At 35.7% G+C, this 13,865-nt stretch carries 11 protein-coding genes; all 11 read right to left on the bottom strand.

The genetic code is table 11. The features are described from left to right. Positions 1-68: 68 nt before the first annotated feature. Complete coding sequence (locus tag IEX29_RS02610; RefSeq protein WP_188732926.1) at positions 69-851, bottom strand: BtpA/SgcQ family protein; 783 nt, start codon at positions 849-851, stop codon at positions 69-71. A gap of 84 nt (positions 852-935) precedes the next feature. Next, a complete protein-coding gene (locus tag IEX29_RS02615) occupies positions 936-2,459 on the bottom strand; it encodes a polysaccharide deacetylase family protein (protein WP_188732927.1) in 1,524 nt (507 codons plus the stop codon). Positions 2,460-2,482: 23 nt separating this feature from the next. Further along, entirely contained in the window at positions 2,483-3,883 is a 1,401-nt protein-coding gene (locus IEX29_RS02620; RefSeq protein ID WP_188732928.1) for a PTS transporter subunit EIIC, read from the bottom strand. A gap of 134 nt (positions 3,884-4,017) precedes the next feature. Next, positions 4,018-4,836 carry a PRD domain-containing protein gene (locus tag IEX29_RS02625; protein ID WP_188732929.1) on the bottom strand — a complete coding sequence of 273 codons (819 nt, stop codon included), beginning with the start codon at positions 4,834-4,836 and terminating at the stop codon, positions 4,018-4,020. A gap of 29 nt (positions 4,837-4,865) precedes the next feature. Continuing rightward, on the bottom strand, positions 4,866-5,357 hold the full coding sequence (locus IEX29_RS02630) for a PTS sugar transporter subunit IIA (RefSeq protein ID WP_188732930.1): 492 nt from the start codon (positions 5,355-5,357) through the stop codon (positions 4,866-4,868). A 355-nt stretch (positions 5,358-5,712) separates the two neighbouring features. Then, positions 5,713-6,897, bottom strand: a complete 1,185-nt coding sequence (locus IEX29_RS02635; protein WP_188732931.1) for an MFS transporter — start codon at positions 6,895-6,897, stop codon at positions 5,713-5,715. A gap of 659 nt (positions 6,898-7,556) precedes the next feature. Beyond that, a complete protein-coding gene (locus tag IEX29_RS02640; RefSeq protein ID WP_188732932.1) occupies positions 7,557-9,269 on the bottom strand; it encodes a class I mannose-6-phosphate isomerase in 1,713 nt (570 codons plus the stop codon). A 24-nt stretch (positions 9,270-9,293) separates the two neighbouring features. Continuing rightward, positions 9,294-9,740, bottom strand: coding sequence for a PTS sugar transporter subunit IIA (locus IEX29_RS02645; protein WP_188732933.1), 447 nt, complete (start codon positions 9,738-9,740; stop codon positions 9,294-9,296). A 5-nt stretch (positions 9,741-9,745) separates the two neighbouring features. Next, complete coding sequence (locus tag IEX29_RS02650; protein WP_188732934.1) at positions 9,746-10,801, bottom strand: PTS fructose transporter subunit IIC; 1,056 nt, start codon at positions 10,799-10,801, stop codon at positions 9,746-9,748. Between the two features lie 12 nt (positions 10,802-10,813). Further along, positions 10,814-11,131: a PTS fructose transporter subunit IIB gene (locus IEX29_RS02655; RefSeq protein WP_188732935.1), complete on the bottom strand. Its 318-nt coding sequence runs from the start codon at positions 11,129-11,131 to the stop codon at positions 10,814-10,816. A 1-nt stretch (position 11,132) separates the two neighbouring features. Further along, positions 11,133-13,790, bottom strand: coding sequence for a glycoside hydrolase family 38 N-terminal domain-containing protein (locus tag IEX29_RS02660; RefSeq protein ID WP_188732936.1), 2,658 nt, complete (start codon positions 13,788-13,790; stop codon positions 11,133-11,135). Positions 13,791-13,865 lie beyond the last annotated feature (75 nt).

Genomic DNA, 13,865 nt, shown 5'->3' on the forward strand with positions numbered 1-13,865 from the left:
CACTCATAAAATGAAAACTTTATTCCATAGAATCTTATTTTTATAGGAAAATCCTTGTTTTATTCAAACTACCGTATACTAGAAACCAGCTTTTTTACTTTCTCTTTATCAATTGGTTTATCTATCTGACCATCTTCCTTGATAGAACTTCCAACGATGACACCATCGGCGACCTTTAGAAAGTCGTTTATATTTGATTCCTGCACACCGCTTCCTATATAAACAGGTTGATCACCTGCAATTTCTTTAAAGCTTTTGGCATCTTCTACCGTTGGACTTTTCCCGGTCTCCACCCCTGTTAGTATTAACGCATCCGCTCCTGCCTGAATGGCTTCATTAATACTATATTCGACAGGCTGATCAAATACAGGAAAAGTATGCTTTACGTTTATATCCGCAAAGACCAGAACATCTGATTGACTCTGATTTTTGTAATTCATCACTTTTGGCGCCTGCGGATACAAAATACCATAGCTGCCTCCCCTGGTTTCGACAAATGTTTCACTTCTAATAAATGATGCATTACAAATGTTTGCTACTTCAATTTCCTCTGTATCACTTGTATACTGCAAATTCACTCCTAATGGTATATTCGATATCTCCATTAATTTTGTTAATATATTAACATATGCTATAAGCGTTGTTCTTTCAACCTTATCAGAATATGGCTGATTAAAGAAATTTTCTACAATGGCAGCATCCGCATTCCCGCTCTCTAATGTCAGCAAATCATTTTTTGCTGCCTCGTAAACTTCATTCAAAAATTCAGATTTACTTCCAACGGGCAGTTTTTTAAGATGAATCATGCCAATTACTGATTTTTTCTTTCCAAAAACATCGGTAATATTCATATTATCCACCTGCTTATAATTATTTCGTATTTCTAAATAGCAACTACTAAAGGCTCTTTCTTACCCCAGCATTCACGATACCTATTAAACAAATTGTGAAATCGGTGTGGCAGAAGCAATTATTTGAGAACCGTGTATACATATTTCCTTATTATTTGGTAAAATCACTTTGTCCCCTTCTCCTTGACAATATATACTTACATCTTTATCAGAGGTCTCTATCGCATAGGTGTTTGTGTTTTTATCTATATTGACTTGAATATCTGTTTTTGATCTTTTTAACCACCAATCAGCAAATTTAGAGATGGATATTGATTGAATACCTTGTTCTTTAATATAAGAAAATACGTTGTTTAATACCTCATCTTGGTATCCTAGCCCATGAGGATGGCCAAATAGCATAATCGGCTCATTTTTTTCTGCTTTTTCATCAATTATTCTCTTATAATATTCCGTTATATTTTCAGGCTCCACCTCTTCAAAATTTCCACTTTCATTGGCATACACTTGTGCTCTTCCTACATTGTGTGGATGAACTGGAATTTGCAGCAGATTTAATCGCTTTCCGTTAACAACAGGGTGATAAGGAAATCCATCAATGTGATAACCAAAATCAGATGAACATTTAAAGTCCAATTTTTCAAGGGCAAGTGCCAAGCTTTCATTCCAAAGCCCTCTAGGTGAAACATACAGATTTGTTTCCGCCCCTAAATTGTTCAGCAGCCATTCTTGACAGCTGAGAATATTTGTTTCATTGTCCTGAAATGAGTCAAACACATTGTGTATGTCCCCGTGATTCCCAATAGTATGAAAAGAATCAATCGCTTGTAAGGCATTTATATCATTGATGCATAAGTCTTTATTTACATAAAACGTTGCTTCCACACCATAATTTTTGCTTATATCAGACATTTTCTCCGTATTGTATCCTTCTGCCCCATCAACATCCACCCGAAACATAAATAGTGTCTTTTCCTTCTCGGGGTAATACCATAAGCCGATATAAGGAATTCCTGCTAATTGATGAGCCAATTTTAATACATACACCAAAACGTTAGAGATACTTCTTTTATCAATAGCAGAAACACGTTCAGTTACCTTTGTATAACTGGAATACGAACGCAGGGTATCTCCATAAAATCCTAATAGCTTTGAAAGTTCACAAGAGACTACTAATAAAAATCCTTTGCCATGCGGAATTTTTATAATGACAGGATGGTATCCGATCTCCATTTCGTATTTAATTAACCTTTGTTCATGTACATTAAAATATCCGATTCCCTTTGTGTTATATATATCAACTATAGTTGGCGACACGACATGATTAACATTAATTTCTGGAAAATGTAATGTGGAAACGAAGGCCTCTCCAGATTTCCAAAGATTTAATTCCTCAATGTCCCCGGGCTTTTCTATGATCCCTATCCCGCCATTAGCAACATAATCCAGCATATCGTTGCGTTTAACTTCTTTTGGAAAAATTTTAATATTAAAATTTGTGTTATCAGACAATTCATAGGGTATTTTTTCTTGAAGCAATATCTGTTCCCATCCAGCTATCTCTCTTCCACCAGGTTGAATGCTTAAGCTTTTTAGCTTTTCATACATATACAATCACCTCGCTTATAATCTTATTTATTTTTTTTGGACATTTCTGCTTCTGGATCCTTAACTCCAAACAGTAATGTCAATACCATACCTCCGAAAAAGGCTATTGCCAGACCGACTATATAGGCCCATAAAGTTGGTCCTGCAAACGCAGGTATAGTTGTCAGTCCTCCAAAAACGAAAGCATTCCCAACAACATTAAACGCTCCCATAAATGCTCCACCAAGAGCAGCACCTAAGCACCCTGCTACTAATGGACTTTTAAATCTGATTCCCAAACCATAAATAGCAGGTTCCACAATTCCTGATAAGAATACAGAGATCATCGAGGTTCCTGATAACCCTTTCAATTCCATATTACGAGTGCGTAAAAATATAGCGAATGCCGCGCCCGCCATGCCAAGGTTCGCGGTTGCTCCATAAGCAATGAGTGCAGAGGTTCCCGTCTCAGCAATTTCAGGTATAATCACCATTGTGTTTGGAGCCCAATGCACACCAAACATGATTAAAATATTCCATATTCCACCTATGAAGGCGCCAGTAATAATTTGATTAATACCTGTTAACCAGCCTACAGCATTAGCAATTCCAATACTTATATAGTTTCCTATTGGTCCTACTATGCCGATAGTAACCGGAACCAGTATAAACAATAAGACAGTTGGAATTACAATCATGTGCAAACTGTGCGGCAGCTTTCTTTTCATGAAATGCTCCATCAATGATTGTATCCAGACAATTATAATCGCCGGGATTACCTGGCTGGTATAATCAAAGACTGGCATTGGTATACCCATAAATTTAATCATGTTACCACCTTCGTCACTTTGTACCAAATCCATAAATGACGGCATAATCAATGCACCAAGAATGGCAACAGCAATGTAAGGGCTTGTATTAAATCGTTTAGCTGAAGTCATAGCAACTAGAAGCGGCAGGAAATAGAAAACTGCTGTTGCTGCATTCTCCAGAATTAAATTTGTTGTGCTCTCAGTCGATAGCCACCCCAGCTGATTTGCCAAGATTGTAAATCCCCGTAAAAGACCGGCTCCAGCTAATAATGGCAATAGTGGTGAAAAAATACTAACAACTAACCCAATAAATTGATTAAACAGATTGCGTTTTTCTTCACTTTTTTGCGAGAAACTTCCTTCTCCATCTTCAGTATTCTCTGGTTTCTTCCATATTTTCATGAAAGCATCGTAAACATCTCCAACATTGGTCCCAATAACTATTTGTAATGTGCCATCCCTCTCAACAACGCCCGGAACATCCTCCAGGGACTCAATCTCCTCCTTGCTGGCAAGGGTACGATCCCTTAAAGTGACTCGCAGTCGTGTGGCACAATGTGTTACGTAACTTATATTTTCATCACCTCCCATTAAGGAAAGTAATTGCTTTGCTAATTGCTCTGTTGTGTCCATAAACGCACCTTCTTTTTTGAAAGTATTATAAAATGTAAACACGAATACTCTAGCAGTCTGGCTGAATTTAATACTCACCCTTCCTGTAAGAGTATTTTATCTAAATCCGCTGCCAGACCAATGATTAGGTCTAGCTAATAATTGCGGAGCCTTTCGATATGAAGCGCAATATAACCTACCTCTTCCTCAGGTAATTGAAACCCTTGTACATCACTCAAATGCTTATTCACAAGTTCTGCACAATGATAAGCTGTTTTGAATTTGCGTTGAATCATGGTTAGCATTTCACTATCCATTGCATGCACGTCGTAATTTTTGGATCGGTTTAAAGCGAATCGCAAATGCGTAATCAATCGTTCATAGGCCAGGTCATCTTCTTTGATGGAAATGTCCAATGTCGTTTTGATGACATCTACCATATTTTGGATGATTTTTGTTTCTCGTATGGTTTCGTGCAAATCACCTCCTTGCGTTTTCATCGTGTGGAGATGCACGGCAATAAAGGCTGCTTCATCTATCGGCATTTCGAGATCAAGCTTGTCCTTAATGTGCTCGACTGCCCATAAACCCACCTTGAATTCCTCGCGGTATAAAATCTTGATTTCGTGAATCAGCTTATTTTTTAAATGGATTCCTTGCTCTTCCCGCTCAATTGCAAAGGATAAATGATCGGTTAGGCCCAAAAGAATATGACTATTCATCTTGGTCTGCAATTGTTCTTCAGCATAAGCAATGATTTCTTCCGACAGGATAAAATGCTCCTCCGGGATTCGGATAAGTAATTGTTCGAGTTTTTCATTGCCTTCCAGCACGAACAGCTTTTCTATTTTGGCTGGATTAATGACATCGTTTTTTGCTTTGTTAAAGGCTACACCGCCGCCAATTGCTATTTTTTCCTGTCCTTGATCGTCGATAATGACGGCATTATTGTTAAGAATCTTCGTTGCTTTCATCGTCAAACCCCACCTTTTGAATACTGGTGTTATTTACCGGTAATGGTAAGTAAAACGGTTACACCTGCACTTGCTTCTTTTTCCTCTGTTAATTGAATCTCCTTTCCGCTATTTGCGCTGTTAGTGATAACGATTGGAGTCACAATGCTTTTGGCGTTTTCTTGAAGATATTCCAAATCGAGCTCCATCAGCGGCTGACCAGCGGAGACTGCATCACCAGCTTTGACTTTCGCGGTGAATCCTTCTCCTTTTAATTCAACAGTGTCCAGCCCTATATGAATCAGGACTTCGTTGCCATCTTTGTCCATCAAGCCGATTGCGTGTTTCGTTTCCGGCAATTGGACGATTTCCCCATCAAATGGCGCAATAATATTCCCATCTGTTGGTGTAATTGCAATTCCTTCACCCATCATTTTTTCACTGAATACGGGGTCGGGAACCTCCTCTAATGGAACCACTTTCCCGCTTACGGGAGCATGGAGCATTGTTCTTTGCTTTTTCCCAAAAATATTTTTTAACATGGAGGGCCATCCTTTCCTGTGTTATTATTTGGCCTTTTATATCCCACATGATGAAATAAATGCATCAAAAAAGGCATGGGGGTATACGGGGGACATTTGTCCCTTTTGTAATACCACCATGCCTAATCTAGTCAGTAACATGTGATCAATATTTGAATGTATTCGTATAATAGCATAGTTCCAGATGCCGGTCAACATGAAAGGGCTTTATTTTTTTGGATATTATCCCTTAACCTAAGTTCAGTACTGCTGCGATAGGGTTTAACAAATGCAATATCGCCAATCAAAATGGGTCTTCATTGCTCGCATTCCATACTCACTATCGTGCCCAAAATTTTTTGATGGAGACCTTTTATCAACCTTGCCTCTGAGCTCTCTCCTCTTCTCTCCTGCTCTTCCCGGAAGCTCCTCCACGCATAGAAATATAAGCAGTGCCAATCGAAAACAATACAATAATTCCCGCAACGATTGCATTGTAGTTAACAGTCGATTGTTCAATAACAATCCCGCCAACAAATGATCCAAATGCAATTCCAAAATGAAGTGCAGAATTATTTATACTCTGCTGAATATCCGACGATTCTGGAGCTGTCTCAATCAGATAACTTTGCATAGATGGGGACATGGCCCAACTCATCGCTCCCCAGATCACCATAACAGCTGCAAATAAAATGAAGGAGAATGTCGTATAGGGGATGCTGAATATTGCACAACTAAATACAATTGCTACAATAAAAATGCTTTTTCTTGTTCCAATCCAATCCCCCATTATTCCGCCTAACCCTCCGCCTGCAACAGCTGCGATTCCAAATATCAGGTAAGCAACACTTACCATGGATTCCCCGAATCCTGCAACATCCTTTAAAAATGGCGTAAAGTAAGCATATAATACGGTATGCCCGCCCAAGAACAGAAATGTTGTTGCCTGGGCAAAGAATATCTTTCTATTCTTTAATGTTTTCAATTGTTCTCCAAGCGGAAGAAATGGCTTTGGCTCTACCTTCTTCATAAAAAAGTATACTCCGGCCAACGATAGTACCGTCAGAATGATAATCAGGATAAATGGTGCTCTCCAGCTGAAAGTATTACCCAATAACAGTCCGATAGGCAGCCCTAAAACGATGGAACCGCTGATTCCCATGGAGACAATTCCCAATGCTCTGCCACGGTATTTAACCTCTACAATGCTTGGCGCAAGCACCAGACACAAATTAATAAGCAGTGACGCGCTGACTGCCGATATAATTCTTCCCGCAAGAAGAATCATATAGGAGGTAGAAATGGCAGTCACAATATTTCCTACCAAAAACAGAATTAAAAATAATAACGTCAATTTCTTCCGTTCCATTTTTGCAGTTAAGACCAGCAGAACAGGACCTAAAAGTCCCAATATCAATGAATAAATCGTTATCAAAAAGCCGACTTTTCCAAGACTAACGTGTAAATCTACTGCAATTAAATCTATTATCCCACCAATAATAAGCTCCACTAATCCCACTACAAATGAGACCATCATTAAAATATATATACGTTTATCCATAAACTGCACCTTTCCTCATAAATCCCAATCCATTTTATTGTCAGCCATTGTACTGTCTATTGGTTCATGGCTGACGTTTTATTATCAAAGTGTTCTCTTGCTTCTTTCAAATTTCCAGACTCCGTTAAAGAAATCGCTTCCATTGGATGAATAGAAGCATTGCCGTTATGCTGATTTAATCTAAATGGAACTGCTTTTTATTTTTTATTTAAACTCATGTAATGGCATTTCTATATCTATTCTCTACATAATTAATCATAACTTCAACGGGTTCGTATAGTGAAATAATTATTTGCCTATCTGATTAGGAAAAGTATGAAGCATTGGTATGAAATGACTGATGATAGTATGGATGTAGGGGAGTTTTTGCGGGCATCGCTTTGCAGATTGATGAACTATATTGGAGTATTTAATTTTAGTAATAGGAAAATGCTACGCCTGAATCCATAATACCCTAAGAATGGATATTTAAGACATAAACATTATTTTGTTCTATGACTTTCCCAAATTGCTGTTATCAAATTTTTCTTGAGTACAACAGGTGGTGTAGAAAAGTCTCCAAAGCCTTGTATTAATTAGCATCAACAATTGAGATTAAAATCACTTCAAAAAAAATCCTCTTCACAGATAATCAAGTAATCTGTAAAGAGGCATATTAGTTAACGAATATAAGCTTTCATAACTTTTACTTCTTGCTCATTTGCAACTGGTATTAATGTATAGTCTTTTACCTTTTCAGGAATAATAAATGTTTCACCATAATAAACATCAAATGTTTCTACTTCAGAATGATCTATCTTCACTTTTATCTGTTTTCCTTCAACTAAGTTTAACATGTTTACACTATTTTCAGTGCTTTGTTTTATTGCTTTGGTAAAAGTTAAGCGCTTTGTCCCAATACTTTCTAATTCATGTAACCCTGTTATTTCCTCTTTGTGTCCTACTTTCTCTTTTAAAACAACAATATTATTATAAAACTCTTTATTGACGTACGATTCTTTAAAGGTGTCATTGATAACATGTTTGCCATGATGAATTGATATTGGTCTTGGTTCCCCGTCTAAATCTACCCGTCCCCAATCCCATAATTTGAAAGTAAAACGATTAGGAGTAGAGCTGATTTCAAGCACAACATTCCCCTCTCCACTAGAGTGAATCGTTCCACCTGGTATAAGAAGATGATCATGTTTTTTAACGGCTAGCGAATGGACAAATTTTTTGTCATTAAATTCCCCAGTTTGTTGAGCTTCTTCACAAGCAGTTACAAATTCTGATACCTTTACACCATCCTTTAATCCTAAATATACTTTTGCATCATCTTTTGCTTCCATTACGTAATAACTTTCGTCTTGAGTATATTTTGCCCCAAATCTTCGATAAGCATAATCCAGAGTCGGATGGACTTGCAAGCTTAAATTCTGTCCTTCTATTGTATCTAAAAAATTAAACCTGATTGGAAAATCTTTTCCATACCTGCCGAAAACTTTTTCACCTAAAATTTCCTTGGGATAAAGAAGGACTAAGTTTTGAGCAGGAATTTCAATTTCTTTTTCATTGCATGTGATCAATACACTATTCTCTTCAGGAACCCCATCAAAACACCATGCTAAATTAATTTTATCTTTTTCAACTTTAAATTTTTCTTGTAACCATTTACCGCCCCAAACCCCTTGCTCAAAAAAAGGTACCAGTCGAAATGGTTGGATAGTAAATTGTTTCATAACGTATTTAAAATCATTACCTGATACCATTGATGGATCATCCCTATCAGACAAATCGATATAAAAATCTAAACCGAAAAGAATATCATTTTTCAGATCTGTAGAAGCAGGCCATTCAAAATAGTAAGCTCTCTTTAATTTTTCATTGAAATGCGAATCTTTAAACCCTTGCCAATTTGACAAACCACTTTTATAAATATTTTGAATTTCCCATCTCGTTGTATCAACATAAATCAAGCTATCATAATCGATGATTTTTGAAGCTCCTACACCAATTAAGAAATGAAGATTATCATGCTTTGCAAGTTTTTTATAATAAGACGTTATTTTTTCTAAACATAGGAAATCTACAAAATTATACGGTGAAAATCTTCCAAACACTTCATCATCTGTTAAAAAAGGATAAAGTTTCGAATGGATAAATTCAGGTGATTGATATAAAGAATCAGTCATTGTAATAAGCGACTGAGGAAATGCTTTTTTTACTTGTTCTGCAAATACATGAATCGGTAAACTTGGATGAACCTCAATTGCTACTGAACGATTGTGATTATTAGAATGGTAATAGCTTAATTCTTTAATCACTTCTTCAAAACCTGAATAGATTTTGATTTTTTCTTTTACATTTAACGCTGGTCGTAAACGATACAATATGATTCTCCTTTACTTAATAGATTAACTAGCATTTAATCCTTGTAATAATCGTTCGCTATCCTTAATGCTTTTTACTTTCAGTAACGCTTCTCTGTATTGTTCATCAGTTAGTTTTCTAGAAAGACTTGACAGTATTTTTAAATGTTGATTATCTACATTCTCTGCAGGTACAAAAATTCCAAAGATCATTTTAATATCTTTATCTTCATTCCATTTAATACTTTCATTTAATCTTAAAAAAACTACTGTCGGTTCTTTTACAGATAAAGATTTAGCATGAGGAATGGCTATCCCAAGACCCATCGAAGTGGATGCTTCTTCTTCTCTTAAATAAACATCTTTTAAAAGCAAACCTTTATCCCTAACCCTGTTAGAGTTTATTAATAGGTTCGCAATATAATCAATAACTTCTTTTTTATTCTCTAAATTAATATCCAATTTTATAAATTCTTCTCTAATAATTTCCATATAAACTACGCCTCATCTTTTTCAAGTGTATACTCTTCATCATTACGCGTTAATATATATATAATGAAAACTGCAACAGCTGTTCCAATAATAAATGATAAAAAATATAATGGTATATTACTTACTAAAGGCAATGTTTCAAGTCCTCCAATGGGCGCTGATAAAGTGATGCCCAGCCCAGCTGTTATTGCCCCTGTCACTCCTGCACCGATACATAAGGCTGGAAGAATTTTCTTAGGCTTTGCAATAACATAAGGTATCGCTCCTTCTACAAAAAAAGCAAGCCCCATAATATACGCTCCAACTTTTGCAGCCCTCAAATTGGGACTAAATTTCCGGGGTAATAGAGTCGCTGCAACAGCACACGACGTACTGACTACCATCGCACTACTGCCGGCAGCTGCCATGATAATACTTGGAACAGGATTTCCTGCAGCATCTGTTAAAGTAGCAACAGCAAATAAATAGGCTGTTTTATTTATCGGACCGCCCATATCTGAAGCAAGCATAATCCCTATAATTGCACCAATTACGATTGCACTTGTGTTACTTAAAGCTGTCAACATACTTGTTAATCCTATATTAATCGGGGTTACTACCATATTAACTAATAGCATAGCCAGGGCAGCTAATAAAAGTCCTCCAATTGGGAAAATTAACAATGTTTTAATACCTTCTAACGTACGAGGTAATTTTTTTGTCACTTTTTTAAGTAAAATGATGATATAACCCGCAATAAAACCTGCTGCAATAGCCCCTAAAAATCCTGACTCTCCTTCAAGCGCCAGTAATCCACCTACAATCCCCGGTAACAATGCTGGTCGATCTGCAATAGAATAAGCGATATACCCTGCAAGTATCGGTAACATTAAATCCATCGCTAAACCACCAATATTCAATAACCATGCAGTTAATGGGGTAGATGCTCCAAATGTTGCTTCTGCAGCATTACCCATATCCAACAGGAAGGCCAAGGCAGTTAAAATACCTCCACCAATTACGAAAGGGAGAAAGTGGGAAACACCAGTCATTAAATGTTGATATATTTTTTTCCCATTCATTTTTCTTACCTCCTAGTATATTTCCAGTTCATTACTATCAATTTTTTTAAATATTTCTTCGCCTTTTCGAATAGCATCTGACACAGCTACTTCAATGACTTTTTTTCCTCTAAAACGTTCCATTTCCACCTTTGTATCTGCTGCAATAATGACATAATCAGCTTTTTCTATATCGGCCTCTTCTAATCGATTCTCGACACCTGCTGATCCGTTTGTTTCTACTTTAACTCCATATCCTCTTTGCTTCGCTAAATTTTCTATACTCTCAGCTGCCATATATGTGTGCGCAATACCCGCTGGACAAGCACAAACTCCAATTATATTTGTCATATTATTTTTCTCCTTTATTTATTTTTATCATTCTGAGTTCACCAGGTTTAAGTTTATTATGTTTCTCTTGCCACTTCATTTCATTTTTCTCTTCTAAATTAGAAACGATAATATCGTTTTTGAACATGCTATTTATTTTTCCCGCTTCAACTTCTGTGTTTCTGCTATTAAATAATCTTAATACATAATCCTTTGAACTATCTGATTTTACAATAGTTCCATAAACACCTTCCGAGTGCTTTACTTCCAAAAGTGAATGACTTAATGGTAACTTCTTATTCAGCGGATTAGTAGGGAAATAATCTATCGGATTAATTGATTTATCGTAGTCTTGTAATTGGTAGACTGTCGAATCAGTTGCGTAGTCGACATATTTTTTGAAAATTTGATTTTCATTATAGTCTGATTGATAACCAAATGCGATTTCAAAATAATTTTTCTTTTTCATTTGACAGCCTGGTGTTTCAAATACCATATAATCTAGACCACTTGGACGACCGGGGCGTCTGTTTAAATCTGGATAACCTAACGCTCCGTAGGATCTAAAAATAGTTACTCCAATGTCTTTATACCCTTCACTTACAAACTCGTATTCTTTGCTGCTTCTAGTATAAATTGTTAACACATTTTTTCTGTTTACAGCTGTTACATGGTTTAATAATGGATAGATTGGACTCGGTTCTTCAAAATACTGTTTTTCTCTCCAGTATTTTTCTTCATCACTATAAGTCTTTCTTTTGATGATACTATATTGAGTGCCAGGGTAAGAAAATTTATTTTTTTCTTTCCCTGAAAAAATTAATCTTACTCGATGCTGTTCAGCATCATTATTAAAATGTCCTGATACTTTTATAATAGATGATCCTTTTTCAAGCTTTAGAGTTATTTTATATTTTAATTTGGAGGTAGTAACTTTATTTTTTCGCTCCTCTAAATCTTTAGGTATCATCATTTCTCCTTCTAATTCCATCGTACTTAATAATGGAGATACTTTATAGTTAACATTTGCAAAACCCATGTAATCCACTATCTTCAAATCTTTATCGGGATAAGAATAATCAAAACTGTCTCCTTCATCTCCGGTATCTTCAATATACACTGATTGGTTGTGAAGCGTATCCGTTTCTTTATCTAAAACACTAATACCTCCTTTGCCTTGATAGATTTTATATTTTTCATTTTCAATAAAGTGATTATTATTCACTTCAAAAGTTTTTTCCGATTTTTCTTCTTTTATAAAATACGTCTGGTATGATAACCCTTTCAAATCCTTCGCTTCAAAAATCACATCTGTTTCATAATGAAATTTATCCGAATCTATCTTGCTTGCATCATTCCTTAAAACTCCATGGTTTTTTTGAATCGATTGAATTACTGTATAATCAACTCTTTTATTTGCTAAACAAATTGAAAATGATTCTGATTTTGTAAAAACTTTAGCTTTAACTAAACTATTTCTTTTATACGGCATTGTATTGAACACAATTAAAGGGGCTTCTTTATTTTGTTTAGCTAATGATAGAGAAAGAAGTTTCAATAAATATTGTTTGTGAGAATAAGCTAAGTTAAGTGCATTTTTTGTTTCTCTTTCTATATAATCATTCGTTTCTTCGGTTAAATTAGCAGAAGAATGTGTTTGACACAGCACTAAAGTTTCCCAGGTTTTGTCTAATAATCCATGACTGTACTCAATGCCTAAGCTGTCTAAAATTGTCATGATTGGCTGCAATTCATAGGTTAAGACTCTTTCACATTTATCCTGCATTGCTTTAACATCAGCTCTTGCAGAGTAAATGGAACGATGAACTCTGTGATATTGTGTAGAAATCAGCTCATGCTTGTGCGTTTGAAGATTTTTTCCTCTTTCTCTAACTCGGTTGAGGAATTTTCCCCAGGTGGTTTCAACAAATTCAATGTCCTTTTGTTGTTCATTGTATTCTTTTATTCTCTCATCAATATGACGAACCATTGGATTTTGATCAAATCCCAGAGGAAAAACAAATTCATTCTCAAGCGTTGAATAATCTAATAAGCGGTTAATCAACTGATGAACATTTATTTTATTATAATCAACAGCTTTATCAGAAAACAAAGTCCCTTCTTTAAACCCATAACATCCATATCCATAGCCCGCTATCATGGTATACACTAACAATTTAGAACCATCATTTGATTCTAAATAAAATTCTGAGTCGAGATTATATTCATCTCCTACTCCCCGGGTAATAACAAAATCTTCAATTCCAAATTGGTTAAATATTTTAGGAAAGTCTACCGAATGTCCAAATGAATCAGGTAAATAAGCTATTTTAGATGTCTTACCTAATCTTTTTGACGTCTTTATTCCCAACCTTAGATTGTTAATGACTGATTCTCCACTCGTTATAAAACTGTCTAATTGAGAATTGAATGGGCCTACAACTAACTTCCCTGATTTAACGTATTTTTGTATCCTTTTTTCTTCCTGTGGAAACATGTTTATGAAATCGTCTATTGGAGCTGTTTGGCCATCCATATAAAAATTATTTATTTCTTTATTATCAAATGCGTCTAATATCTCCTTCATATTATACGAAAACTGTACATCTGCATCTTGAACAGTAAAATACCAAATCAAATCCCAATGTGTGTGATGAATTGAATGAGCACGTTTCTTCAAAACTCTTACTCCTTTCCTCGATTCTATTTTATTCGGTTACATCATAGCATTTAACATTTTCAGCAATAAAGGCTT

Source organism: Oceanobacillus neutriphilus (genome assembly GCF_014645515.1).
GTDB lineage: Bacteria > Bacillota > Bacilli > Bacillales > Amphibacillaceae > Oceanobacillus > Oceanobacillus neutriphilus.